This is a genomic window from Paracoccus sulfuroxidans, from assembly GCF_007830335.1.
GTDB lineage: Bacteria > Pseudomonadota > Alphaproteobacteria > Rhodobacterales > Rhodobacteraceae > Paracoccus > Paracoccus sulfuroxidans.
In genome coordinates this window covers 35012-60600 of record NZ_VLKU01000012.1, presented here as the reverse complement: position 1 = coordinate 60600, position 25589 = coordinate 35012, and the positions used below count along the sequence as shown (strand labels likewise).

Below are 25589 nucleotides of genomic sequence, written 5' to 3'. Positions count from 1 at the left end.
CTGCCGGAGGTCTGCCGAATGGCGGCAATTCTTGAAGTCGATCACCTGTCCAAGCGATACGGCAGCGGCACCAGTGCGCTGAACGACGTCAGCCTGGACATCAACGAGGGCGAGATCGTCGCCCTTCTGGGCCCGAACGGCGCGGGCAAGACCACGCTGATCTCGATCATCTGTGGCTTGGTGGTGCCCACCAGCGGCACGGTCCGCGTGGGCGGTCATGACATCCGCACCGACTGGCGCGCCGCACGCAAGATGATCGGGCTGGTGCCGCAGGAAATCGCGCTGGAGCCCTTCGAGAAGGTCATCGACTGCGTGCGCTACACGCGCGGGCTTTACGGCCTGCCTCCGGATGAGGCCTATGTCGAACAGCTTCTGCGCAGCCTTGCGCTGTGGGACAAGCGCGAGGCCCGCACGCGCGAGCTTTCGGGCGGGATGAAGCGGCGGGTGCTGATCGCAAAGGCGCTGTCGCATCGCCCCAAGGTGCTGTTTCTGGATGAACCGACCGCTGGCGTCGACGTGACGCTGCGGCGCGAGATGTGGACGGTCGTGCGCGAATTGCGCGCGCAGGGCGTGACCATCATCCTGACCACGCATTATCTGGAGGAGGCCGAGGACATGGCCGACCGCATCGGCGTCATCAACCACGGCCAGCTTCTGCTGATGCGGCCGAAATCGGAACTGATGGGCGAATTCGGCAAGAAGCGCCTCGTGCTGGACCTTTACGAGCCGATGGCCACGCTGCCCGCCGAACTGGCCGAACGCGGGCTGGTGCTTGCGCCAGACGGGATGAGCATGATTTATGATTACGACAGCCACGCGGACCGGACCGGGATCACGCGGCTGATGGCCGAGCTGGCCGACAAGGGCGTGGCGGTGCGCGATTTCGCGACCTCGCAAAGCTCGCTTGAGGATATCTTCATGTCACTGGTCGAGGAAGACGCATGAACTGGCCCGCGATCAAAGCCATCTACTGGCATGAAATGTCACGCTTCTTCCGAACGATCTGGCAGTCGCTGGCTTCTCCGGTGCTGTCGACGGTGCTGTATTTCGTCGTCTTCGGCGCGGCCATCGGCGGACGCATCCAATCGGTCGAGGGCGTGCCCTATGGCGCCTTCATCGTGCCCGGCCTGATGATGCTGACGGTGCTGCAGCAATCGGTTGCGAACGCCAGTTTCGGGATCTTCTTCCCCAAATTCTCGGGCACGATCTATGAGATCCTCGTCTCGCCCTCGGGCTGGTTCGAGGTGACGCTGGGCTTCGTCGGCGCGGCGGCCACCAAGGCGATCATGATTGCGCTGGTGATCCTGCTAACAAGCTTCTGGTTCAACGGCGTCCATATCGCGCATCCCTTCTGGATGCTGGCTTTTCTGGTGCTGACGGCGGTCTCGTTCGCGCTTCTGGGGTTCATCATCGGCCTTTGGGCCAAGAACTTCGAGCAGCTGCAGATCGTGCCGCTGATGGTCATCACGCCGCTGGTGTTTCTGGGGGGCGCGTTCTACTCGGCCTCGATGCTGCCGCCGTTCTGGGAAGGCGTCGCCAAGCTGAACCCGGTGCTCTATCTGATCTCCGGGTTCCGCTGGTCGTTCTTCGGGCTGGCCGATGTGCCGGTCGGCGTCTCGCTGGTTGCGGTGTCGGTCATGCTGGTCGCCTGCCTTGCGATCATCCGGCTGATCTTCCTGACCGGCTGGCGGCTGCGCGAGTAAGCGAAGACGGCGCGCGCGGGGCTATTGCCGCCGCGCGCGGTCGTTGCAGATCTTCGTCTGCGGATCCAGCCGGACATATTCCGCGGCCGAGATCTTCTGGATCTTCAGCGAATGCTTCCACTCGGCATTCCAGCGGCGCAGGATGCCGTTGCGGTAATATTGCGCCATCAGGTCATCGACACCCGGCGGAATATAGGTCGTGTTCGGGATGCGCGGCGCGTGGAAGCCCACCGTCGCCATCGGCCCAAGGCAGGCGTTCGGCATGGTGATCAGCATCGTGCAGGCCGAGCCGCAATAGCCCCTGATCTCGACCGGGCGACCGCTGGAGGCCAGACGGTTGCGCTGCTGGATCATCCGCACCACGTTTCCGCCCTTGTTGTCGCGGATCACGATGGGCTCGACCCCCGGTCGCGGGGCCGAAGGCCGGGCCGGGGTGATCGAGACCCCGCCGCCTGCAACGGCTCCGCTATTGGTGATCGGGGGGCGGTCGGGCTCCATCGGCACCGTTACGCAACCAGCCAGCGCCATTGCGCAGAAACCGGCAAGGATATTCAGTCTGAAAGGATGTTTCATGCGCACCGCGTCAGATTCAGATGTGGCAAGGTTGCCGTCCTTCGGGACAAAAGAAAAGTGACGAAGCGGTGTGTGACGCAGGGGCAGGGGCCTCGCCCGCTCCGAACGCAGGGAAATCGACATTCCTCCCAAGGAACACGCTTAACACGGGCCCAAACCCGCATTATATGCGCCGGATGAGCCAGAACCCTCCCCAGCTACGTCCGGACCTTGCACCGGCCCCCGTCTTTGATGCCACCCCGCGCGCGGGCCAGCCGACCATCGGCATGGTCAGCCTTGGCTGCCCCAAGGCGCTGGTCGACAGCGAGCGCATCCTGACGCGCCTCAGAGCCGAGGGTTACGCCATCAGCCCCGACTACAAGGGCGCGGGCGCGGTCATCGTGAACACCTGCGGGTTTCTGGACAGCGCCAAGGCCGAAAGCCTGCAGGCGATCGGCGAGGCGCTGGCCGAGAACGGCAAGGTCATCGTCACCGGCTGTCTGGGCGCCGAGCCCGAGTATATCACCGGCGCGCACCCCTCGGTTCTGGCCGTCACCGGGCCGCAGCAATATGAGCAGGTGCTGGATGCCGTCCATGGTGCCGTGCCGCCCAGCCCCGATCCTTTCGTCGATCTGCTGCCGGCCTCGGGCGTCAAGCTGACGCCGCGTCATTACAGCTATCTGAAGATTTCCGAGGGCTGCAACCACGCCTGTAAATTCTGCATCATCCCCGACATGCGCGGCAAGCTGGTCAGCCGCCCGGCCCATGCGGTGATCCGCGAGGCCGAGAAGCTGGTCGAATCCGGCGTGCGTGAGCTTCTGGTGATCTCGCAGGACACCTCGGCTTACGGGGTTGACCGCAAATTCGCGACCGAGCGCGGGCACCGCGCCCATATCACCGATCTGGCGCGCGATCTGGGCGGCCTCGGGGCCTGGGTGCGGCTGCATTACGTCTATCCCTATCCGCATGTGCGCGACCTGATCCCGCTGATGGCGGAAGGGCTGGTGCTGCCCTATCTGGACATCCCCTTCCAGCACGCCCATCCCGACACGCTGAAGCGCATGGCGCGGCCTGCGGCAGCGGCCAAGACGCTGGATGAGATCGTGGCATGGCGTGCGGCCTGCCCCGATATCACCCTGCGCTCGACCTTCATCGTGGGCTATCCGGGTGAGACCGAGGCCGAGTTCCAGACGCTTCTGGACTGGTTGGACGAGGCGCAACTGGATCGCGTGGGCTGCTTCCAATACGAAAACGTCAAGGGCGCGCGGGCCAACGACCTGCCCGATCACATCCCCGATGAGGTCAAGCAGGACCGCTGGGACCGCTTCATGCAGAAGGCGCAGGCGATTTCCGAAGCCAAGCTCGCCGCCAAGGTCGGTCAGGTCATGGACGTCATCGTCGACAGCGTCGACGCCGAGGGCGCGACCTGCCGGACCAAGGCAGACGCGCCCGAGATCGACGGCAACCTGTTCATCGATGAGGGCTTCGAGGGTCTGGCCCCCGGCGATATCGTCAGCGTGACGGTGGATGAGGCGGGCGAATATGACCTGTGGGGCAGGCTGACGAAGGCCTGATTACTGGCCCCCGTTCACTGCCCCTGACACTGGTTCAGCAGGTCCATTGCCTCGCGCAGGTCCTTGCGATAGCGCTCCATGATCAGGCGGTTGTTGTGCAGATAGACAGCCTTCGCCGAGGCGATGTCATATTCCGTCTGCAGCCGCTGCTCGATCGTGTCGTTCAGCGCGGCCTTGTAGCCATAGGCCGCCTTGATGATCGCGGCCACGCGCCCGGCTTTGCCGAATTTGTCACTTTCCGAGGTCGAGGCCATGTCGGCCACGCCCTTCACCGTATCGGCCATCAGGTTCACCGCCCCCTGTGCCGCCTTCTGCTGCGCCGCCCCGGCCGAGGGCGCGCTGCGCATCTCGTTCACCGTCTGCGCCATGCCGATGGTCTGCTGGCCCGACATCTGCCCGAACGTGCCGCCCGCGCCGGGCCCCTTCAGGACCGAATTCGCGCTGTTCGCGGTGCGGAGCGCAATGGTGGCTGCGTCACCCTGACCATGCGCGACCTCTGACACCGAGGTCGCCGTGTCGATGGCCGCCACCCCAACGCTGCCGACGGTCGCGGCCTGCCCCCCGGCAATCGCGCCCGCGAGGTCCAGAAAGGCGACGCTGGTGTCCTTCACGATCCGCGCAAAGGTATAGGCCTTGTTGGCGAAATTCAGCCGGTCCTGAATCGACATCAGCTCGCGGTGGGTTTCCTCCAGCGCCTGAATATGGCGGCCGATATTCGCGGCTTTCTGCGCATGGGCGATACATTGCGCGGGCGGGTCCAGCCGCAAGCGGCGATAGGTCGCATCCGAAACGCTGACCGCGGAATTCGAACCAGATGACATCATTACTCTCCACCAGCGAAATCGGGCCGAGGCTAATCGCATCTGCGGGCTCTGTCCACGAGGGCGGTCCGCTTGGGCGGGCAAGTTTCTTGCTTTTCCCCTGAAACGCCGTGGCCTAGACAGGCGGAGGACGACAAAAAGGCCCCGCAAGGACAGGACAAGACCCGTGCAGTGGAACAGCGAAGGCAAACCGCGCAAGCCCGCCATCATCGGCATCGGGGCGCAAAAGGCCGGAACCACCTGGCTCAGCCAGAAGCTGGGCCAGCATCCGCATGTCTGGGCCCCGCCCTTCAAAGAGATGCAGTTCTTCAACCACCGCTATATCGAGGAACATCGCAGCTGGCTGCCCTGGCATTTCCGACGCTCGAAACTGGTGATCCAGCAGGGCTATGACAGCCGCAACGAAGAGATGCCCGAGGCGCTTCGGCGCTATCTGGACCGCATGACGCGCGAGCCGATGTTCACCAACCACTGGTACAAGCAGGCCTTCGCGCCCGCGCCCGACGATGCGCTGCCGATGGATGTGACGCCGGAATACTCGACCCTGCCAGAGGAAGGCGTGGCCTTTGTAGCCAAGTTCCTGCCCAAGGCGAAGTTCATCTATGTCATCCGCCACCCGGTCGACCGGGCGATCTCGCAGTTGAAGATGAACATCACCCGAGCCAAGCGAAAGCCGCAGACTGTCTCGGACTGGCTGAATGAGATCGAGGACCCGGTGCTGCTGGACCGGGGCGATTACGCAACTTACGTACCGCGCTGGAGCGCGCATTTCGGCCCCGACCGGCTGTTGATCCTGCCCTTTGGCCAGATCGCCGCCGATCCGGAAGGGCTGATGCGCCAGGTCGAGGCGTTTCTGGACCTTCCTCCTTACGAATACCGCAAGCTTGATCAGAAGGTGTTCCCGTCGAAACCGGGGCTTTCGGTGCCCGAACAGGCGCGCGCGGCGCTGCGCGCCAAGCTTCGTCCCCAGTTCCGCTTTCTGGAACAGACCTTCGGGCCAGAATTCAACGCTCTTTTGCGGTGAAAGCTTTCCCTTTCAGCGGGGCTCGCCTACATAGCCCTCAACCAGCCAGACAACGTCAAGAAACAATCACGAGGAAATATCATGGCCTCTTACCAGTTCGTTTACCACATGGACGGGGTCACCAAGGCCTATGCCGGTGGCAAGAAGGTGTTCGAGAACATCCACCTGAACTTCCTGCCGGGCGTCAAGATCGGCGTCGTCGGTGTCAACGGCGCGGGTAAATCCTCGCTGTTGCGCATCATGGCGGGCATGGACAAGGATTTCACCGGCGAGGCCTGGGCCGCCAAGGGCGCGACCGTGGGCTATCTGCCGCAGGAGCCGCATCTGGACCCGGCGCTGAACGTGCGCGAAAACGTCATGCTGGGCGTCGCGGCCAAGAAGGCCAAGCTTGATCGCTATAATGAACTGGCGATGAACTACTCGGACGAGACCGCCGATGAGATGGCGAAGCTGCAGGACGAGATCGACGCCGAGAACCTGTGGGATCTGGACAGCCAGATCGACGTCGCGATGGAGGCCCTGCGCTGCCCGCCCGACGATGCCGATGTCGAAAGCCTTTCGGGTGGTGAGCGTCGCCGGGTCGCGCTCTGCAAGCTGCTGCTGGAAGCGCCGGACATGCTGCTCCTGGACGAACCGACCAACCACCTGGACGCGGAAACCATCGCCTGGCTGCAAAAGCACCTGATCGAATATCCCGGCACGATCCTGATCGTGACCCACGACCGCTACTTCCTTGACGACATCACCGGCTGGATCCTGGAACTCGACCGTGGCCGCGGCATCCCGTATGAGGGCAACTATTCCGCATGGCTTGAGCAGAAGGCGAAACGCCTTGAGCAGGAAGCCCGCGAGGACAAGGCCAAGCAGAAGACGCTGGAACGCGAACTCGAGTGGATCCGGGCAGGCGCCAAGGCCCGTCAGGCCAAGCAGAAGGCGCGGATCAACGCCTATAACGAGCTGGCCGGCAAGTCCGAGCGTGAGAAGCTGTCCAACGCCCAGATCATCATCCCGAACGGCCAGCGCCTTGGCGGCAAGGTGATCGAGGTCGAGGGGCTCAAGAAGGCCATGGGCGACAAGCTGCTGATCGAGGATCTGACCTTCAGCCTGCCGCCGGGCGGCATTGTCGGCGTGATCGGCCCGAACGGCGCCGGTAAATCGACGCTGTTCAAGATGCTGACCGGGAATGAGACGCCTGACGCAGGCCAGATCACCTATGGTGATACGGTCCAGCTTTCCTATGTCGACCAGTCGCGTGACGCGCTGGACCCGAACAAGACCGTCTGGGAAGAGATCTCGGGCGGGGCAGAGCTGATCGATCTGGGCGATGCGCAGGTCAACAGCCGGGCCTATTGCTCGTCCTTCAACTTCAAGGGCGGCGACCAGCAGAAGAAGGTGGGCCTGCTCTCGGGTGGTGAACGCAACCGCGTCCATATGGCGAAACTGCTGAAATCGGGCGGCAACGTCCTGCTGCTCGACGAACCGACCAACGATCTGGACGTCGAAACGCTGCAGGCGTTGGAAGCGGCGCTGGAGGATTTCGCGGGATGCGCGGTTATCATCTCACACGACCGCTTCTTCCTTGACCGTCTCTGCACGCACATCCTAGCCTTTGAGGGTGACGCCCATGTCGAGTGGTTCGAAGGCAACTTCGAAGACTATGAAGCCGACAAGGTCCGCCGCCTTGGCCCGGATTCGATCGAGCCGAAGCGCGTGAAATACAAGAAATTCACACGCTGAGACTGATCGGACCTGATGCCCAAGACGAAGACCTCTGAGAAAGCTGCAGATGAAGATCAGGCGGCTGGTCGCTGGACCAGCCCGCCCCGCGACTATTTCTTCGTCGTCGGGCGGGACAAGGGCCTTTGGACGCTGCAAAACCTCGACTGGCTGATCAGGCCGGTCAGCGGCGCCCGCGTCCGGCAATATGCCTGCAGCGATTATCCGGCAGTGCAGGGCGTCATTGAACGCAACCTTGAACCCCGCTGGCACGAGGCCGTGCCGGTGGTGTTCGAGACGAATACCGTTCCGGTCATCGCCTCGAATGTGGTTTTTCGGGGTGGCAATGCGCAGGTGAATGGCAAATTCCTGCCCAATGGCGCGGCGGGCGACCGCAGCTATTCGCGCTATCTGAAGCAGAACCCCGGCACGCAGGCCTATCGGCGCACGAACCGCTTCTTCAACCACGCCCGGCGCGACACCTCCGTCGATCTGCCGCTGTGGCCGCTGGCCTCGGCCAGCATTCCGGTTGGGATCGAATGCCGGAACCGCACGAACTTCTATCACTTCATGACCGAGACGCTGCCGCAGCTGGTCCATTACGCCGCCGCGCCGCCCGAGCAGATCACCATTCATTGCCGCAATGATGACCCCTCGCGCTTCTCGGCCCGGTTCATCGAGGCGCTGTTCCCCGAACTGGCGGGCAGCATCGAATTCACTGCCAAGGCCTCGGAATATGAGCGGGTGAACCTGCCGCTGAACTTCCGCCACATGATCTATGCGAGTGGTGATGCGCGCATCCGCTCACTGGTCGCGGATACGCCGACCGACCCTGAGTGGGAAACGGTCTCGCCGCATACGCAGCGGCGCAAGTTTATCCTGAAGAACACCTATGACGTCTCGCTGAGGCTGCTGCGGGAACGGGCGCTGACGATGATCTCGCAAGCGGATCTGGACAAGATGCCCAAGCGGATCTGGGTCAGCCGTGATCCCGAGGCCCATACCGTGAACCAGCGCCAGATGATCGGCGAAGAGAAGCTGGTCGCCCGCCTGCGCGAACAGGGGTTCGAGCAGGTCTATTTCGAAAACATGAGCCCGCTCGAGCAGATCGCCGCCGTTTACGCGGCCGAGGTCATCGGCTCGGCCCATGGGGCGTTCTTCGCGAACATGATGTTCGCGAACCCCGATGCGCATGTGATCGAGGTCGGCTCGGTGCTGACGCAATTCCACCGCTGGGGCGATTTTCTGGGCAATGCCCATGCCTCGGGTTGCCGCTATTCCATCGTCTTCGCCGATACCGCGACCGATGATCCCTCGGACGTCCCTTCGATCAACGACGGGCTGGTGGGCGTGCGGCTGGGCGATCGGGCAATCGACACGATCTGCCGTCTGGCCGCCGAGGGGCAGTTCACCTGAGATCACCAATGAAAAACCCGGCGCGTCGGAACGGCCGGGTTTCTGATGTCGGGCTGGGGCGGCTCAGGCCTTTTCGGGCTCTTTCGCCTCGATGCTGGTCTGGAAGCTGTCATCGGCTTTGAAAGGCTTGAAGCCCAGTTCGTGATGCTTCTCGATCCGGTGCAGGTCGGCATTGCGCTCTTCCAGGGTCAGATCCTCCCACGGCACGTCGCTCTGGATCATCCCGGCCTCACGCAGCATGCGATAGATCTCGCTCAGCTTGACCTCACCGAAAGAGCTGCGGCTGGGCCGTCCGGTGTTCACCGGCAGCCAGTCGTTCTGCAGCGCGTCGATCTGATAGCAGCGAATGCCTTTGAAGCCGCCCAGCTGACGCTCGAACAGCTCACCGAATTCCATGCTGCGGCGGCGCAGGATGGCGACCTTCTGGCTTTCATGGCCGACATAGCCGATCAGATGCAGGGGCGAGCAATCGACCGAGATCACATGCTCGGCTGCCTTGTACTGCGCCAGCTGATCCAGCTTCGGTTCGCGCTGCGGGTGGAAGATGTGATAGCCCTCGGCCGCCAGATAGGCCTCCAGCTTGGCCTCACCCAGCAGCCCGCCACGCCCCGGAGGCAGCAGCGAGCGCGAGATATAGACCTTCTTCGGCCCTTTCGGCGCGACATTCTTGCCGGCATGGGCGTTGATATAATTGCGGAACTTTCGGCTGCCGCCGGTCAGATCACCCAAGCCGAAGCCCTGTTTCGGGACATACAGCCGCTCGACCCGAAGGGGCGTGGCGGGGCAGGTGATCTTGATGCCGTCCAGACCCAGATGGCGGGTCAGGTCCTGATAAACCTCGAACGGGCGCAGGTTGTCCTTCATCTGGATCTTGGGGGTGAAGACCAGCCCGTCGATCTTGTCGCGCAGCTCATCCAGCGCCCAGATGCGGGTCATGCTTTCGGTGATGAAATGGCCGAAATGGCCATAGCTGATGCCCGCGAACATATGCGTGCCCGGCAGGTCCTGAATGGCATTGGCGTCCGGGATCTCGGGTTCCGAGTTCACGACAAGCGTCGAGCTGGACCAGCTGACCGAGTTCTGAACGAACCGTCCGTCGCTGTCCAGAACACCCGAGGGCTGCCACTTGCTCAACCCTTTGGGGAGCGGGGGGATCACCAGGGCGTTCTCGATCAGGACCAGATCGTCCGACTCGTTCTGAAGATCAAGCATATGAAAACCCTATGACCGAATGCCGCGAAAGAGGCAACTTTAGGCGTGAATTCGCCTAAAAACAAGATAACGCCGCAAATGACGCGGCGCGATCTTGCTGCTATGTGGCAAATTGGTCCGTTCGGGTCAGTTTTTCCACTTCCACGGGCGGGTGAACTGACCCAGCACTTCCTGCAGTTTCGGCTCATCCACCGACCCCGAGGCGGTCAGGATGGCGACCAACCCGTTCTTGGGGTCGTCGATGACCTCTGCAACTGTGGCGGGTACGCCCGCCTCGGCCAAAGCCTGGCTGTAGACGCGCTTGATCGCCATCTTGCGCAGGTCGGGTTTGAAGATCTTGCCGACCGCCGTCTTGGGCAGTTCGGGCAGGATTTCGATGTATTTCGGAATGGCCGCGCGTTCGTGGATGTGGCCACGGGCGAATTCGGTCAGCTCCTCAACGGTGGCGGTGGCCCCCTTGACCAGCTCGACATAGGCGCAGGGCAGTTCGCCCGCGAAAGCGTCGGGCTGGCCGATGGCGCCCGCAAAGGCAACGCCAGGATGGGCCAGCAGCGCCTCTTCGATCTCGGCCGGGTCGATGTTGTGGCCGCCGCGAATGATCAGGTCCTTGGCGCGGCCGGTGATCCACAGATAGCCGTCCTCATCGACGCGCCCCAGATCGCCCGTCCGCAGGAAGCGGCCATCGGCGAACAGATCGCGGTTCTTGTCGATCTCGGTATAGGTCGAGCCTTCGAAGACGCCGGGGTTCGAGATGCAGATCTCGCCCACCTCGCCCTGCGGACATTCGACGAAGCGGCCCGGCCCGTCGGGGCGCAGGATGCGCACCTCGGTATAGGGCAGGGGCAGGCCGACCGAGCCCACCTTCTTCAGCCCGTCGACCGGGTTGCACGACACCAGACAGGTCGCCTCGGTCAGGCCATAGCCCTCGGCGATCTCGACGCCGGTCGCGGCCTTGAAGCGGTTGTAAAGCTCGATCGGCAGCGGGGCCGAGCCCGAGATCGCCGTGCGCAGGCTGGAGACATCGGCGTTCACCGGGCGCTGCAACAGCGCCGAGATTGCCGTCGGCACGGTGATCAGGAAGGTGACCTGCCAGCGCTCGATCAGCTTCCAGAAATTGTCGAAGACGCCATCGCCGCGATAGCCTGCGGGCGTCGGCAGGACCATATGCGCGCCCGAGGACAGACAGGACATCAGGATCGGATAGGCCGCGAAGACGTGGAACAGCGGCAGCGGGCAGATCAGCACATCCGTTTCGGTGAAAAGCAGCTCTGCCCCCAGCCAGCCGTTGTAGATCATGCCCGAGAATTTGTGCTGCGCGACCTTCGGCAGGCCCGTCGTGCCGCCGGTGTGGAAATGGGCGGCGACGCGATCTTCGGTGCCTTCCTCGAACAGCAGGCGATTGTGGCGCTGCGCGCTGGCAGCGGCCTCGAAATCGACGATGTTCGCGTGATGGCGGGTGGGCACCTTGGGCCGCAGCAGCGGTACCAGCAGGCGTTTTACGCCGGTCAGATAGTGGCGCAGGTCGATCTCCAGCACCGTCTGGACATTCGGAGCCAGCGCGACTGCCGCCGCTGCCTTCTGCGCGACATCGGATTTCGGGAAGGACTTCAGCGTCACCAGCACTTTCGCGCCGCTGTCGCGCAGGATGCCACCGATCTGGTCGGCATCCAGCAGCGGGTTGATCGGGCTGACGATGCCCGCCGTGGCCCCGGCCAGCAGGACAATCGGCGTCTCGATGCTGTTGGGCAGAAGGTAAGCCACGACATCCTTGGGGCCGATGCCAAGGCTGTGAAAGACATTCGCGGTTTCGGTCACGCGCTCATGCAGCTCGGTCCAGTTCAGTGTGACCGCGCGGGCATTCGGGTCCGAGAATAGCTGAAAGCTGATCGCCGGGCGGTCGGGGAACTTGTCCCGCGTCTGGGTCAGCAACTGATAGATCGTCGTCGGAAGACCGCGTGCCTCATAGGGCATCTCATTCTCGACAGTATCTCGATCAGCCTTTCCCGCGAACACGGTCATATATCTCCTCCCAAGGATCTTTGCTGCGTCGGGATCATGCAACGTCCCGATTGACCACTCAACCATGGCCGCAAAGCGCCCCGGCAGGCAAGCACCACCGGGGCGCTTGCCCGTCTTGCAACGCTGCGTCAGCAGGGCTGTCCTAGGGGAAGGTCAGTCTTGCGGGATGCGCAGCATCTGGCCCGGATAGATCTTGTCGGGATCGCTGAGCATGGGCTTGTTTGCCTCGAAAATCTCGCGATAGCGGCTGGCCTTGCCCAGATAGTGCTGGGCGATGGCCGAGAGGTTCTCGCCCTTCTTGACGGTGTGGAACACCGGCTCGCGCACGGGGGTATCGGCCTTGGCCAGCGCCGGTTCGGCCAGTTCGACCCGCGCAATCCCCTTGATGTTGCCGACCGCGAGGATCAGCTTTTCCAGCGTTTCCTGATCGGCGGCCTTGCCGGTGATGACCACGGTATCACCGCGCAGCGTCAGGTGGACGTCCTTGCTGGTCAGGCCCAGCTGCACCAGTTCCTGCTTCAACGCGGCGACCTTGCGATCAGTGTCGCTGGGGGCGGGGGCGGCTGCCTGAGTGGCACCCTGCGGTGCCGGATTCTTGGGGGCCTCGGCCGCCTTGGCCTCTGACCCGAAGATCGATTTGCCCGCGTCCTTGACGAAATCCCAGATGGCCATGATCGGTCCTTTCTTGCCTATGCTTGTCCGAACGCTTTCCGGACGGGGTGGTTCCCGCTATAAAAACCGCGTCACAACGCAGTCGCTTTCATTTTAAACAACCTGTGGTTTAAATGGTAAGCTGGTCCGAGTAGCTTCTGCAGCATCAGAACTTACGGGAATTACGCTTCATATGAAGATGCTTAGCAAGCTCGTTTCGGGGGCGACGGCTGTGGTCGTCGTTCTGGCAGCGGGCGCCATTTCGGCCGATGCGAACGGAAGCGTCCGGCAGAATGAAAAACAGGCGGGTGCGGTGCGCTGCCTTGCCACCAGCAGCCGCGACAATGCCTCGGGGGCCGAGGCCACCTCATCGGTGCGCCGGGCACGGGGCCTGCCGCCGGTGCGCGCCAATGCCAAGCTGGCCGAGGCGGCGGCGCGCCACGCCTGCGACATGGCCCGGCGCGGCGTGATGAGCCATCGCGGCAGCGGCACCTCGGGCCCGTCCCAGCGGGTGCGTGCGGTGGGCTATGCGCCCGGGATTACGGCGGAAAACATTGCGGCGGGGCCCTTTACCCACGCGGCGGTGCATGCCGCATGGGAGGCCTCGACCGGGCATCTGGCCAATATCCTGATCCCGCAGATCAGCGAATACGGCGTGGGTCGCGCCATCGGGGCCGATGGCAAGACCGAATACTGGGCTGCCGTCTATAGCGCGCCACGGGCGCGCCGCCACTAAGGCGTCACTCGGTCAGCGCATCCGCCTCGGCCAGGCCTGCGGTGAACTGCAGGCGGGCGAGGCGCGCGTAAAGCCCGCCCTGCGCCACCAGTTCCTCGTGCCGGCCCTGCGCCACGATGCGGCCATGTTCAAAGACGATGATGCGGTCGGCCTTTTTCACCGTCGCCAGACGATGCGCCACGATGATGGTCGTGCGGGTTTCGGCCAGCCGGTCGACGGCCTGCTGCACCAGACGCTCGGATTCGGCGTCGAGCGCGCTGGTCGCCTCATCCAGAAGCAGGATCGGCGCGTCCCGCAGGATGGCGCGGGCAATGGCGATGCGCTGCTTCTGGCCGCCCGACAGCATCACGCCGCGTTCACCCACATAGCTGTCATAGCCCTGCGGCAGGTCCATCAGGAAATCATGCGCATGGGCGGCACGGGCGGCGGCCTCGACCTGTGCGTCGGTGGCGTCGGGGCGGCCGAAGCGGATGTTCTCGCGCGCGGTGGCGGCGAAGATCACCGGGTCCTGCGGCACCAGAGAGATCGCCTCGCGGAAATCGTCGCGCGCCATGTCGCGCAGGTCGATCCCGTCGATGCGCACGGCCCCCGATTGCGGGTCCCAGAAGCGCAGAAGCAGCTGGATCACCGTCGTCTTGCCCGCGCCCGAGGGGCCGACCAGCGCCACGGTCTCGCCCGGGGCGATCTGCAGCGACATGCCCTCCAGCGCCGACATGTCGGGGCGTGAGGGATAGTGGAAGGTCACGTCGTCAAAGCCGATCCGGCCCTGCACCGGACGGGGCAGCGGGATGGGATGGGCGGGGTCCGACAGCTGATCCTGAACCGTCAGCAGTTCGGTCAGGCGCTCGGTCGCCCCGGCGGCGCGCTGCAGCTCGCCCCAGATCTCGGAAAGCGCGCCCACCGCGCCCGCGACCATCACCGCATAGATGACGAACTGCACCAGCTCGCCCACCGACATGATCTCGGCGCGGACGTCGCGCGCGCCCACCCAAAGGATGCCCAGCACGCCCGAGAAGGCGAGGAAAATGACGATGACCGTCATCACCGTGCGGGTTTTCACCCGCTTCAGGGCGGCACCGAAGGAAAGCTCGGTCACGCGGTCGAACTCGGCCCGGGTGGCGTCCTCATGCGTGAAGGCCTGCACCGTCTGCGCGGAGAGCAGGCTTTCCGATGCCGCGCCCGAGGAAGCCGCGATCCAGTCCTGATTCTCGCGCGAGAGTTTGCGCAGCCTGCGTCCCAGCACGACGATGGGCACGACGACGACCGGAACCAGCAGCAGCACCAGCCCAGAAAGCTTGGGCGAGGTCCAGATCAGCATCGCCATGCCGCCCGCAAGGATGAACATGTTGCGCAGCGCGATCGACACGGAAGAGCCGATGACCGACAGAATCAGCGTCGTGTCAGTGGTGATGCGGCTGATGATTTCCCCGGTCAGGATGCGTTCATAGAACGAGGGGCTCATGGTGATGACGCGGCCAAAGACCGCCTTGCGGATGTCGGCCACGACGCGTTCGCCCAGCCGGGTCACCAGGAAATAGCGCAGGCCCGTGCCCAGCGACAGCAGCAGCACGAAGGTCAGGGCGGCGAAGAAATATTCATCCAGCAGCTCGGTCCGTTCGCCGAAGCCGTCGACGACCCGGCGCACCGCGACCGGCAGCACAAGGCTGATCGAGGCGGTCAGCACCAGCGCGATGAACGCCCCCAGCATCAGACGGTGATAGGGACGCAGGAATGGCCAGAGCGCGCGCAATGCGCCCACGCGCTTGGTGGTCGGCCGGTCAGCCATGATCGTCGTGCCGCGTGCCATCGGTCTTCCTTCATGCAGATGCGGGGAGCCTTCCCCGCCGCCCGCCCGCATGGCGCGGGTCGGGGTGTCGTTCAAAGCTGTGTCGGATCGGGCGCTTGCGCCTATAGGGCTTTCGTCCCGCCCGCCATGTCGAGGATCGCCTTCCACTCGGCCTCAGAGACCGGCTGGACCGACAGGCGCGAGTTGTTGACCAGCACCATGTCCTTCAGCCGGGGCTCGGCCTTTGCCTCATCCAGCGTGACGGGGCGCACGACGCGGGACACCGCGCGAATGTCGACGCATTCCCACTTCGGGTCATCGGCGGTCGAATCGGGATGGGCAAGGGCGATCACCTCGGCGATGCCCACGACTTCCTTGCCGATGTTCGAGTGATAGAAGAAGCCCTGATCACCCACCTGCATGGCGCGCATGTTGTTGCGCGCCTGATAGTTGCGCACGCCGTCCCATTCCTCGCCCTTGTCGCCCTTGGCGATCAGGTCGTCGAAGCCGAACACGTCGGGTTCGGATTTGAAAAGCCAGTAGGCCATCAGCCGATCACCTTCTTCCACTCGATCACCTCGACCGAGGCGAACAGATCCGCCGCCTTATAGGGGTCCTGCGCCACCCAGTCCTTGACGCTGGTCAAGGTCTCGGCCTCGACGATCAGAAGCGAGCCGCGCATCTCTCCGTCCTCGATCAGCGGACCGGCGGCCTTCAGGCCGGGCTGGCTGCCCAGAAAGGCCAGATGCGCCTCGCGCGTGTCGAGGCGGGTTTGCAGATGGCCCGCGCGGTCGCGGCAGATCACGGCAAAAAGCGGCATCATTCCTCCTTCAGGGGTCTGTTCAGCAAGATTTGCAGGGCTTGTTCCATGGCGATGCGCCCCTCGGCAAGACCGGCGATCAGGGTCGAGATCGGCAGGTCCAGCCCAAGGCGTGCGGCCAGTGCGGCGACGGCGCGGGCGGTCGCCGCGCCTTCCACCGTGGTGCGGGCATCGAAATCGCGGCCCGCGCCAAGCGCCTGACCATAGCGGAAATTGCGTGACTGCTCTGATGTGCAGGTCAGCACCAGATCGCCCAGGCCGGAAAGGCCCGCCAGCGTCTCGGGCTGGGCCTGCATGGCGGCGGCGAGGCGCTGCATCTCGGCAAAGCCACGGGTGATGACGGCGGCGCGGGCGCTGTCGCCATAGCCCGCGCCGATGGCGGCACCTGCGGCGATGGCAATGACATTCTTCAGCGCGCCGCCCATTTCGGCGCCCGCCACATCGGTCGTGCGGTAAAGCCGCAGGTTCGGCGTCGAGAGCTGATGTTGCAGCGCCTTCGCGGCATCCGCATCGGCGCAGGCCAGCGTCAGCGCGGTGGGCAGTCCGCGCGCGATATCGGCGGCGAAGGACGGCCCGGTCAGCACGGCGACGATGGCCGCAGGGCAGGCCGCGCGGATCAGGACCGAGGGGCCTTCCAGCGTGCCGAGATCAATGCCCTTGGCGCAGCTGACCAGATTGCGCCCGTCAAGGCGCGCGCCCTCGGCCGCCAGAAAGCCGCCAAGGCTTTGCGCGGGCAGGGCCAGCAGCACGGTCTGCTGCGTGATCTGCGCCAGATCCGAGGTGACGTGGATATTCGCGGGCAGAGTGACCCCCGGCAGGCGCGGGTTTTCGCGGCTCTCTGACCAGCCGGTGTCGCGACCCCACAGTGTCACCGGCCCTTTTGCCGCCAGCGAGACCGCCAGCGCCGTGCCAAAGGCCCCCGCGCCGATCACCGCAACGCTCATGCTTTGGCCCCTTTCTTGCCCGCACCCAGCATCGGGGCGGCGTTCTGGTCCAGCGGCCAGCGGGGCCGCGCGGCAAGGTCCATGCCGTCACGCTGGCCAGTCCCGAAAGCCTCGATTCCGGCCCAGGCGATCATCGCGGCATTGTCGGTGCAAAGACGCAGCGGCGGGGCGACGAAACTGGCCCCGGCTTCCTCGGCGACGGCCTGAAGCGCGGCGCGCAGGCGCTGGTTTGCGGCAACGCCGCCCGCCACGGCCAGCACGGGCGCGGGCATGGCGGCCAGCGCGCGCCGGGTCTTCTCGGCCAGGACATCGGCCACGGCGGCCTGAAAGGCGGCGCAGATATCGTCGCGGTCCTGCTCATGCAGGCCGCTTTGGCGGGCGACCAGATCGTCGCGCAGGCGCAGGACGGCGGTCTTCAGGCCCGAAAAGCTCATGTCGCAGCCGGGCTTGTCCAGCAGCGGCCGGGGCAGGGGGAAGCGCTTGGCATCGCCGCGCGCGGCCGCCGCCTCGACCGCAGGGCCGCCCGGTTGCGGCAGGCCCAGAAGCTTCGCCACCTTGTCGAATGCCTCGCCCGGGGCATCGTCGATGGTGCCGCCAAGGCGGGTGAAACGATCCGGCCCCGCGACATGCAGGAACTGGCAATGCCCGCCCGAGACCAGCAGCATCAGGTAAGGATAGCTCACGCCATCGGTCAGGCGCGGCGTCAGGGCGTGCCCGGCCAGATGGTTGACGCCGACCAGCGGCAGCCCGCTGCCCGCCGCGATCCCCTTAGCCAGCATGACGCCCGACAGCACCCCGCCGATCAGCCCCGGCCCGGCGGTCACCGCGATGCCGTCCAGCGCGGCCAGCGTCAGCCCTGCCGTCGCCAGCGCTTCCTCGACGCAGAGGTCCAGCTTTTCGGCATGGGCGCGCGCGGCGATCTCGGGGACGACGCCGCCGAAATTCTCATGCAGTGCCGTCTGCCCGGCCACGACCGAGGCCAGGATCGTGCCGTCGCCACGCACCACCGCGGCGGCGGTGTCGTCACAACTGCTTTCGATGCCCAGAAAGGTCAGGTGCAGGGGCTGCGTCATGGTTTTCCTTGTTCCGCAGGCGTCCAGCGCCTAGGCAGGACCGGATTATCACCTTGATCTGACGATTGCCATGCCGCCGCTGCTGCTTCTGACCCGCCCCGACCCCCTGTCCCGCCGCTTTGCCGGGCAGATCGCCGATCTGGGTCTTGAGGTGCTGATCTCTCCGATCATGCGCATCGTGCCGGTCGCGCATGATCCTTTGGTGCTAGAGCGGGCTAAGGGCATGGTCCTGACCTCGGTCAACGCGGTCCCTGCGGCAGGGCAGGGGCGCGGGCGCCCGGCGATCTGCGTGGGTCCCGCAACGGCTGAAGCCGCGCGCAATGCAGGCTTTGATGTGACGGTGGGGCCGGGCGATGCCGACCGGATGATGCCCATGCTGCAGGACCTGGGCCCGACTTGGGTACATCCACATGGCACGCATGTTGCACGCGCGCTGCCGGTGACCGGGATCACCGTCTATGATCAGGTGGCGCAGGATCTGAACGCCGCAGCAGTCGAGGCGCTGGCCGGTGACCGCTGCGTCCTATTGCCGCTGTTCTCTCCCCGCAGCGCGCAGATCCTGGCGGCGCAGGCCGGGACGGCCCGTGCGCCCCTGTGGCTGGCGGCGATCAGTCAGGCGGCGCTCGATCGCTGGTCCGCGCCCTTTGCACGCGCGGTCGTCGCCCCCACGCCCGACGGTCCCGGCATCATCGCCGCGCTGCGCCAGCTTCTCGCCTGACGAATATGCGTTTCGTCCGGGTTGAGGCCCACCCGGCTGCCGACTAGACTGACGACTGGCGGAGGCAATGCAATTCGGTCATCGTGGCGCGGGAGACCGGTTCCGCCGTAAAGCGAGCCAGGCAGAGACAGGGGAAAATCGTGAAACAGCCAGAAAAACCTTCCAGCGAAACCGCGAAGAACCCCAAGCCAGAGACCGGAAAAGCCGCAGAGCCGGGCAAGGTGGTCAAGAACACCCCGCTGCCGAAGGACACGACCGGGGCTGCAAAGCTCGCCGAGACGAAGCCGCTGATCGATTCGACGCTGGTCGGCACCTCGACCGAATCCCGCCCGGCCGCTGAAAAGCGTGCGGAGACAGGGAAGGCTTCTGAAACCGTTCAGGCAGGCTCTGTCCCGCCGGTCACGCCCGCGCGGACGGAAACCCGCACCGAAACCCGCGTGGTCGAGGTGCGCAAGGCAGGCTTCATGCCGATGTTCCTGGGCGGCGTCGTGGCCGCCGGGATCGGGGCCGCCGCGACCTATTGGGCGCTGCCGCATCTGCCGCCCGCGCTGCTGCCCGCAGGTTTCGCGACCTCGCCCGAGGCGCAGATGCAGGCCGCCCGCGATGCCGGGACCGAGGCCGCCAAGGCCGAGCTTGCCGCCCAGAATGATGCTTTCGTGGCCCGTGCTTCATCGGCTGGGGCCGATGCCGCGCGCCAGCTGCTGGCCGATACCCCGGCCCCCGCGCAATCGCCTGCGACCGCGCCGGTCGAAGTGACCGAGCTTCAGGCAGCGCTGAAGGCGCAGCAGGAGAAGCTCGCCTCTTTGGAAGGCACGCTGGCGGCGCTGTCGAGCCGCCCGGCCTCGACCGCCTCGCCCTCGACCCAGCCGGTAGCGGGCTTTGACGCCCAATCCGCCGATGCGCTGCGGGCCGAGATGGACCAGCTTCGCGCACAGGTCTCGGCGCAGGAGCGCCAGCTTGAGGCGCTGGAGCAGCGGCCCGCAATGGATGCCGAGACCGCCCAGCGGATCGAGCAACTGGCCAGTCAGGCCGGAGACGCGCAGCAGCAGATCTCTCAGGTCGCGGCGCAGGCGGAAGAACGCATCGCCTCGGCTCAGGAACAGGCCAAGGCGCTGGAGCAGGCCGCCAGCGACGCCAACCGCCGGGCGCGTGCGGCAGCCGCCGCTGCGCAGCTGCAGGCGGCGATGGAAAGCGGCGGCGATCGGACATCCGCCCTTCAGGCGCTGACCGAGGCCGGGATAGAGCCGCCCGCCGTCCTGACCCAAGAGGTGCCGACGCTGTCGGCCCTGCAAGCCAGCTTTGACGCCGCTGCCCGTGACGGCCTGGCCGCCGCGCGCAAGGAAATCGGCGGCGAAGGCGGTGCGATGGGGGCCATCGGGAATTTCCTGCGCGTGCAGACCGGCGCCCGCTCGGTCGAGCCGCGCGAGGGGGACGATCCCGATGCGATCCTGTCCCGCGCCGGTGCGGCGGTGACCGCAGGCGATATTCCGGGCGCGCTGAGCCAGATCTCGGCCCTGCCTGCATCCGGGCAAGAGGCCATGGCGGGCTGGACCACCAGTGCCACCACCTGGGTCGAGGCGAATGCCGCCCTGGCCGCTTTGGCCGCCGGCGGAAAGTGAGGGACGCAAGATGCTGCTTTCCGCTTTGAAGATCCTGATTTTCTTCGCCATCGTTCTGGTCGTGACCCTGGGCGCGATCCAGCTCTCTGAGATGGGCCACACGCTGCGCGTGGTCTATGGCGGGATCGAATACACGCTGGGCCCGGTGCAGGCGCTGTTTGCGCTGATCGTGCTTTTGCTGCTGGTCTGGCTGGTGGTCCGCGTGCTGGGCGCATTCGTGGCCTTCATCCGCTTCATCTCGGGCGATGAGACGGCGATCAACCGCTATTTCGCCCGCTCGCGCGAGCGCAAGGGCTATGAGGCGCTGTCCGAGGGCATGCTGGCCGTCGCCTCGGGCGAGGGGCGGCTGGCGCAGGACAAGGCGGCACGCGCCGCGAAGTTTCTGGATCAGCCGCATATCACCGACCTGCTGGCCGCGCAGGCCGCCGAGGTCGCGGGCGACAGCGCCAAGGCGAATGAGATCTATCGCCGTCTGCTGTCTGATGACCGCACCCGCTTTGTCGGCATTCGCGGGTTGATGCGCCAGAAGCTGGAGCAGGGCGATACCGCAACCGCGCTGAAACTGGCTGAAAAGGCCTATGCGCTGAAGCCCAAGCACTCGGAAATCCAGAACACGCTGCTGGATCTGCAAACCAAAGAGCATGACTGGAAGGGCGCCCGCGCCATCCTGAAAGAGAAGCGCAAGCAAGGCGAGATGCCGCAGGACGTGCATATGCGCCGCGATGCGGTGATGGCCCTGCAAGAGGCCTCGGAAGTGCTGGCCGAGGGCAATTCGATCAGCGCGCGCGAGGCGGCGATTTCGGCCAACCGCGCCAGCCCCGACCTGATTCCGGCCGCCGTTCTGGCCGCGCAAAGCTATATCCAGCAAAAAGACGCCCGCAATGCCGCGCGCGTGCTGCAAAAGACCTGGAGCGTGCGCCCGCATCCCTCGATCGCCGCGACCTATGCCGAGATCGTCCCGGACGAGACCCCGGCCGCGCGTCTGCGCCGCTTCGAAGAGTTGATGCGGCAGAACCCCGACCATGAAGAGACGCGGCTTCTGCGTGCCGAACTGCTGATCGCGGCCGAGGATTTTCCCGGTGCCCGGCGTGCCTTGGGCGATCTGGCGCAGAAGCATCCGACGGTGCGCTCACTCTCGATCCTTGCTGCCGTTGAGCGGGGCGAGGGCGCCGATGACGCCGTCGTGCGCGGCATTCTGGCGCGTGCGCTGGTCGCCAGCCGTGGCCCGCAATGGGTCTGCGACAAGTGCCACAATGTGATGGCCGACTGGTCTCCGGTCTGCGACAGCTGCGGCGGCTTCGACACGCTGACCTGGCGCGAGCCCGACACGCCCGCCGCGCGTGGCACCATCGTCCCGCAGGGGATCGAGATGCTGCCGCTGATCGTCGGTACTAGCGCAGCCGCGAAAGTGGTGCGCCGCACGCCTTCTCCGACCCCTGCAGAGCCTGTGGTCGAGCATCTGCCCGGCACCACCAGCATGGTCCCGGTCCCGCCCGAGCCGGAACCCGAGGCCCCGGCGCAGCCGGTCGAGGTCGCGGACGTGGCCCCGGGCATGGTGCCGCGCGAATCGGACTATCGGACCGTGCGCGCGCCCGCAGATGAGGACAATGAACCGGCGATGACCGTCACCGACCCCGAGCCTGTGGCCGTGCCGGTTCCGCCCGAAGTCGTCGACGCCCCGGTCGAGGAAACGGCCAAGACGGTGCGGGAAAGCGATCTGCCCTTCAGCCATGTCCCGCCGGATGTCGAGCCTCCGGAAGAAGATGCGAAGATTGCGGGCAAAAACCGCTGACACCCCCTTTCCTGTCGCGCCGGAACCTGCTATCCGGCGCGGCACATGAACGAAGTGCCGGTGTAGCTCAGCTGGTAGAGCACGTCATTCGTAATGATGGGGTCGGGGGTTCGAGTCCCTTCACCGGCACCACTTCGTTCTGTAAGGCCCGCGCGGCCTGACGCGTCCCCCGATATCAGCCGATCCCGTGCTGCCGCAGCAGCGTCTGCTCATCGTCCGAGATCCAGCCGAACACTTTCGGCGCGCCATCCTGCATCTGAACCAGATAGTGAACCGCGAAATCGATGGTCTCATTGGTCCCGTCTTTCCGCAGATAGGTCGCGCTCCACAAGACTTGCGCCATGCCATGCAGCGCGTCGATCTCCGAGACGCGAAGGCTGCGGACCCGCATCGCCTGCGTCCCGATGGCCCGGTACTGCGCATAGCCCTGCGCCAGCGCCGCCCTGAACTGATCGTCGTTCCTGGCAGTTCGCACGCCTGCCGGGGCAGCGCCGATCATCTCGGGCGCGTATAGGGCGGCCAGCGCCTCCAGATCGGCTTGCCCGTGCAGGGCATGATTGAAAAGGCGCTCATACTGCTCAAAAAGCCGTCTTACCGCGTGTTCCATCCAGCCATCCTCACTTGGGGCGGGGCCAACATGACGCGAAAACGGCTGGAATAAAACTTAGCCGATGCGCTAAGTTTTTCTTGCCTGCGTTTCGCAGCGCTATATAGTTAGCTGTATGGCTAAGCATGAACCTGATCTTTCCCTACTCTTCCACGCGCTGTCCGACCCGACGCGCCGGGCGATTCTGACGCGTCTGGCCGAGGGGCCGGCGGCGGTCTCGGAGCTTTCGGCCCCGACGGCGCTGCGGCTGCCCACGGTGATGCGGCACCTCTCGGTGCTGGAGATGGCGGGGCTGATCGCCAGTTCCAAGGACGGGCGCGTGCGAACCTGCGCCATCGTGCCCGAGGCGCTGCTGCCGATGCGCAGCTGGCTTGATGAACAGCGCGCCATCTGGGAGGCGCGCCTCGACCGGCTGGAGGATCAGGTGATGAAGCTGATGCAGGAGCGCGGGACATGACGCAGGCGAACCCTCTGGCAAGGAATTGATGCGATGAGCAAATTTTCGACGCTGACCTTCGAACGACAGGTCCCGGCCCCGGTCGAGGTGCTGTGGCAGGCCTGGACCGCGCCCGCTGCCCGGGCGATCTGGGCGGCACCCACGCCCTCGGTCACGGTCGAGTTTCTGGAAGCCGACACACGGCCGGGCGGGCGTGAGATCTCGCTTTGCAAGGTCAAGGACCAGCCCGACATCCGCTGCGAATGCGGCTGGTTGGAGCTGGAGCCCGCGCGGCGCAGCGTGAATTATGAACTCGTGTCGTCAGAGGGCGTCACGCAATCCTCGGCGCTGGTGACGGCGGATCTGGAACGCGCGGAGGAGGGCAGCCGGATCGTGGTGACCGTGCAGCTGTCGGCGACCGCCGAGGGCATCGCGGCGGGCTATCGGCAGGGATTCGATGCGGGATTGGGCAATCTCGATGGTGTCGCGCGGCGGACGATGATCCTGCAGCGCCGGATCAAGGCACCGGGCAGGCTGGTCTGGGACGCCTGGATGAACCCCGAGACGCTGCCGAAATGGTGGGGGCCGGACGGGTATTCCTGCCGGACCAGCCGGATCGAGCTGCGGACCGGCGGCGAATGGGTCTTTGACATGATCGGGCCGGATGGGACGGTCTTTCCGAACCATCACCTCTACCATGAGGTCCGCCCACAGGACCGCATCCGCTATTCCCTGCTCTGGGGCGAGAACGGGCCCAAGCACGCCGATGCCTGGGCCTCCTTCGATGAGGTGGACGGTGCGACGCAGGTGACGCTGGGCATGGTCTTCAGCACCGAGGCCGAGTTCCAGACGGCGAAGGGCTTCGGCGCCGAGGCGCTGGGCCTGCAGACGCTGGGCAAGCTGGCGCGCTTCATCGGCGCCGAATAGGAAGTGCTGGCCGAGATCTCGGCCAGCGCAGATCGTCAAACTCAGGCGACGGCTTTAGCCATGCTCGGGTTGGGCCAGCGCGCCATTGGTCTCGGCCGGTTGCTCGCCGTCCAGAACGCGGCGGGCCTGCGCCTTGTCGATATCGCCCACCCAGGAGGCCACCGCGATGGTCGCGACGCAGTTGCCCAGATAGTTGCCAAGCGCGCGGGCAATGCCCATGAACCAGTCGACCGACAGGACCAGCACCAGACCGATCACCGGGATATCCGGGATCGCCGTCAGGGTCGCGGCCAGAATGACGATGGCCGAGCCCGGCACCCCATGCGCCCCTTTCGAGGTGATCAACGCCACGCCAAGGATCGTCATCAGATGGGTGAAAGACAGGTCGGTATTCGTCGCCTGCGCGATAAACAGCGCCGCCAGCGTCAGATAGATCGAGAAGGCGTCAAGGTTGAACGAATAGCCGGTGGGGACCACCAGTCCGACCGTCGTGTCCTTGATGCCAAGGTTTTCCAGTTTGCGCATGGTCTGGGGCAGCACGCTGTCGCTGCTGGTGGTTCCGGCGACGATGCCGATCTCGGTGCGCATATAGCGGATCAGTTTGAAGATGCTGAAGCCCGCGATCCGCATGACAATCCCCAGGATCACGAAGACGAAGATCGCCACGGCGACATAGAACAACACGACCAGATAGCCCAGCTGCGCCAGAGAGCCGATGCCATAGCTGCCGACGGTATAGGAAATCGCGCCGAAGACGCCGATGGGGGCCAGCCGGACCAGAAAGGACATGACCTTGAAGGTGGTGTCGCCCGCCAGCTCGATCATCGTCAGAAGCGGGCGGCCGCGTTCCCCCAGCAGGGCCAGCGCGCAGCCGAACAGGATGGCGACCAGCAGCACCTGCAGCACGTCTCCGGTCGCGAAGCCGCTGAAGATCGTCGTCGGGATCAGCTTCATCAGGAAGTCGACGGTGCCGCCCTGACTGACCTCATGCGCGCGGTCCATATAGGCGCTCATCGCCGAGGCATCGAGCGTGCTGACGTCGATGTTCATCCCCGCGCCGGGCTGGAAGATATAGGCCAGCGCAAGGCCAAGGATCAGCGCGACGGTGGTGATGCCCTCGAAATAGATCAGCGCCCGGATGCCGACGCCGCCGACCTTCTTCAGATCGCCCGCCCCGGCAATGCCATGCACGACGACGCAGAACACGATGGCCGGAATCAGCATCTTGATCAGCTTGATGAAGCCGTCTCCCAGAGGCTTCATCTTGGCCGCGAATTCAGGCGCGGCAAAGCCGACCAGAATGCCAAGGACCAGCGCGAAGCACACCTGTATGAATAGTGAGCGGCTCCATTTCGGCATCAATCTTCCCCCCTTAACTATCGCGGCACCATGTGCCGCATCCTCCATGGGAAGTTGTTGGTCAAAAGTGCCCCTGAGTCTAAT

24 protein-coding genes and 1 tRNA gene are annotated in these 25589 nt (G+C 65.1%); 13 read left to right on the top strand and 12 right to left on the bottom strand.

The genetic code is table 11. The annotated features are described in order from the left end of the window. Window positions 1–18 precede the first annotated feature (18 nt). Both IQ24_RS16875 and IQ24_RS16870 read left to right on the top strand, forming a co-directional pair. Window positions 19–945, top strand: a complete 927-nt coding sequence (locus IQ24_RS16875) for an ABC transporter ATP-binding protein (protein ID WP_145399464.1) — start codon at window positions 19–21, stop codon at window positions 943–945. Continuing rightward, window positions 942–1703, top strand: a complete 762-nt coding sequence (locus IQ24_RS16870; RefSeq protein WP_145399463.1) for an ABC transporter permease — start codon at window positions 942–944, stop codon at window positions 1701–1703. Before IQ24_RS16875 ends, IQ24_RS16870 begins: the two co-directional genes overlap by 4 nt. A gap of 21 nt (window positions 1704–1724) precedes the next feature. Here the strand turns inward: IQ24_RS16870 and IQ24_RS16865 are convergent, their stop codons facing one another. Beyond that, window positions 1725–2276 (bottom strand): hypothetical protein, encoded by a 552-nt coding sequence (locus tag IQ24_RS16865; RefSeq protein WP_242008281.1) that lies wholly within the window; start codon window positions 2274–2276, stop codon window positions 1725–1727. A 176-nt stretch (window positions 2277–2452) separates the two neighbouring features. Between IQ24_RS16865 and rimO the strand changes: the two genes are divergently transcribed. After that, window positions 2453–3829, top strand: coding sequence for a 30S ribosomal protein S12 methylthiotransferase RimO (rimO, locus tag IQ24_RS16860; protein ID WP_199756626.1), 1377 nt, complete (start codon window positions 2453–2455; stop codon window positions 3827–3829). Between the two features lie 14 nt (window positions 3830–3843). Here rimO and IQ24_RS16855 read toward each other — a convergent pair whose 3' ends face one another. Beyond that, entirely contained in the window at window positions 3844–4650 is an 807-nt protein-coding gene (locus IQ24_RS16855; RefSeq protein ID WP_145399461.1) for a hypothetical protein, read from the bottom strand. Window positions 4651–4816: 166 nt separating this feature from the next. On the opposite strand from IQ24_RS16855, the gene IQ24_RS16850 reads away from it, so the two are divergent. The 3 genes from IQ24_RS16850 (at window position 4817) to IQ24_RS16840 (ending at window position 8806) form a co-directional block, all read left to right on the top strand. Continuing rightward, on the top strand, window positions 4817–5674 hold the full coding sequence (locus tag IQ24_RS16850; protein WP_145399460.1) for a sulfotransferase family protein: 858 nt from the start codon (window positions 4817–4819) through the stop codon (window positions 5672–5674). Window positions 5675–5755: 81 nt separating this feature from the next. Beyond that, window positions 5756–7411, top strand: coding sequence for an energy-dependent translational throttle protein EttA (gene ettA, locus IQ24_RS16845; protein WP_145399459.1), 1656 nt, complete (start codon window positions 5756–5758; stop codon window positions 7409–7411). A 15-nt stretch (window positions 7412–7426) separates the two neighbouring features. Beyond that, window positions 7427–8806, top strand: a complete 1380-nt coding sequence (locus IQ24_RS16840) for a glycosyltransferase family 61 protein (protein WP_145399458.1) — start codon at window positions 7427–7429, stop codon at window positions 8804–8806. Window positions 8807–8869: 63 nt separating this feature from the next. On the opposite strand, the gene IQ24_RS16835 is transcribed toward IQ24_RS16840, so the two are convergent. The 3 genes from IQ24_RS16835 to lysM form a co-directional block, all read right to left on the bottom strand. Further along, window positions 8870–10018 (bottom strand): glycosyltransferase 61 family protein, encoded by a 1149-nt coding sequence (locus tag IQ24_RS16835; protein ID WP_145399457.1) that lies wholly within the window; start codon window positions 10016–10018, stop codon window positions 8870–8872. A 126-nt stretch (window positions 10019–10144) separates the two neighbouring features. After that, complete coding sequence (locus IQ24_RS16830; RefSeq protein ID WP_145399456.1) at window positions 10145–12037, bottom strand: acyl-CoA synthetase; 1893 nt, start codon at window positions 12035–12037, stop codon at window positions 10145–10147. Between the two features lie 153 nt (window positions 12038–12190). Beyond that, window positions 12191–12709 (bottom strand): peptidoglycan-binding protein LysM, encoded by a 519-nt coding sequence (lysM, locus tag IQ24_RS16825; RefSeq protein ID WP_145399455.1) that lies wholly within the window; start codon window positions 12707–12709, stop codon window positions 12191–12193. A gap of 172 nt (window positions 12710–12881) precedes the next feature. On the opposite strand from lysM, the gene IQ24_RS16820 reads away from it, so the two are divergent. Beyond that, a complete protein-coding gene (locus tag IQ24_RS16820) occupies window positions 12882–13424 on the top strand; it encodes a CAP domain-containing protein (protein ID WP_242008279.1) in 543 nt (180 codons plus the stop codon). 4 nt (window positions 13425–13428) lie between these two features. Here IQ24_RS16820 and IQ24_RS16815 read toward each other — a convergent pair whose 3' ends face one another. The 5 genes from IQ24_RS16815 to tsaD form a co-directional block, all read right to left on the bottom strand. After that, window positions 13429–15231, bottom strand: coding sequence for an ABC transporter transmembrane domain-containing protein (locus IQ24_RS16815; RefSeq protein ID WP_145399454.1), 1803 nt, complete (start codon window positions 15229–15231; stop codon window positions 13429–13431). A 101-nt stretch (window positions 15232–15332) separates the two neighbouring features. Next, entirely contained in the window at window positions 15333–15758 is a 426-nt protein-coding gene (locus IQ24_RS16810) for an EVE domain-containing protein (protein WP_145399453.1), read from the bottom strand. Then, a complete protein-coding gene (locus IQ24_RS16805) occupies window positions 15758–16033 on the bottom strand; it encodes a YciI family protein (RefSeq protein WP_145399452.1) in 276 nt (91 codons plus the stop codon). Before IQ24_RS16805 ends, IQ24_RS16810 begins: the two co-directional genes overlap by 1 nt. Further along, entirely contained in the window at window positions 16030–16974 is a 945-nt protein-coding gene (locus IQ24_RS16800) for an NAD(P)H-dependent glycerol-3-phosphate dehydrogenase (RefSeq protein WP_145399451.1), read from the bottom strand. Before IQ24_RS16800 ends, IQ24_RS16805 begins: the two co-directional genes overlap by 4 nt. Beyond that, window positions 16971–18047: a tRNA (adenosine(37)-N6)-threonylcarbamoyltransferase complex transferase subunit TsaD gene (tsaD, locus tag IQ24_RS16795; protein WP_145399450.1), complete on the bottom strand. Its 1077-nt coding sequence runs from the start codon at window positions 18045–18047 to the stop codon at window positions 16971–16973. The genes IQ24_RS16800 and tsaD overlap by 4 nt, the downstream gene beginning before the upstream one ends. Window positions 18048–18117: 70 nt before the next feature. Here tsaD and IQ24_RS16790 point away from each other — a divergent pair, with 70 nt between their 5' ends. The 4 genes from IQ24_RS16790 to IQ24_RS16775 all read left to right on the top strand — a co-directional run bounded on the left by IQ24_RS16790 (window position 18118) and on the right by IQ24_RS16775 (window position 22308). Beyond that, window positions 18118–18765: a uroporphyrinogen-III synthase gene (locus IQ24_RS16790; RefSeq protein WP_145399449.1), complete on the top strand. Its 648-nt coding sequence runs from the start codon at window positions 18118–18120 to the stop codon at window positions 18763–18765. A 140-nt stretch (window positions 18766–18905) separates the two neighbouring features. Then, the gene (locus IQ24_RS16785; RefSeq protein ID WP_242008277.1) at window positions 18906–20384 is read left to right on the top strand and encodes a COG4223 family protein; all 1479 of its coding nucleotides are present in this window, start codon (window positions 18906–18908) and stop codon (window positions 20382–20384) included. Window positions 20385–20394: 10 nt separating this feature from the next. Beyond that, window positions 20395–22176, top strand: coding sequence for a heme biosynthesis protein HemY (locus IQ24_RS16780; protein WP_199756625.1), 1782 nt, complete (start codon window positions 20395–20397; stop codon window positions 22174–22176). A gap of 56 nt (window positions 22177–22232) precedes the next feature. After that, window positions 22233–22308 (top strand) — tRNA-Thr (locus tag IQ24_RS16775). A 43-nt stretch (window positions 22309–22351) separates the two neighbouring features. On the opposite strand, the gene IQ24_RS16770 is transcribed toward IQ24_RS16775, so the two are convergent. Continuing rightward, the gene (locus tag IQ24_RS16770; protein WP_145399446.1) at window positions 22352–22783 is read right to left on the bottom strand and encodes a DUF6841 family protein; all 432 of its coding nucleotides are present in this window, start codon (window positions 22781–22783) and stop codon (window positions 22352–22354) included. Window positions 22784–22898: 115 nt separating this feature from the next. Here IQ24_RS16770 and IQ24_RS16765 point away from each other — a divergent pair, with 115 nt between their 5' ends. Together IQ24_RS16765 and IQ24_RS16760 are read left to right on the top strand one after the other, a co-directional pair. Beyond that, window positions 22899–23240 carry an ArsR/SmtB family transcription factor gene (locus tag IQ24_RS16765; RefSeq protein WP_145399445.1) on the top strand — a complete coding sequence of 114 codons (342 nt, stop codon included), beginning with the start codon at window positions 22899–22901 and terminating at the stop codon, window positions 23238–23240. Between the two features lie 33 nt (window positions 23241–23273). Beyond that, window positions 23274–24146 (top strand): SRPBCC domain-containing protein, encoded by an 873-nt coding sequence (locus IQ24_RS16760; protein WP_145399444.1) that lies wholly within the window; start codon window positions 23274–23276, stop codon window positions 24144–24146. A gap of 54 nt (window positions 24147–24200) precedes the next feature. Here the strand turns inward: IQ24_RS16760 and IQ24_RS16755 are convergent, their stop codons facing one another. Beyond that, the gene (locus IQ24_RS16755; protein WP_145399443.1) at window positions 24201–25505 is read right to left on the bottom strand and encodes a dicarboxylate/amino acid:cation symporter; all 1305 of its coding nucleotides are present in this window, start codon (window positions 25503–25505) and stop codon (window positions 24201–24203) included. Window positions 25506–25589: the final 84 nt, after the last annotated feature.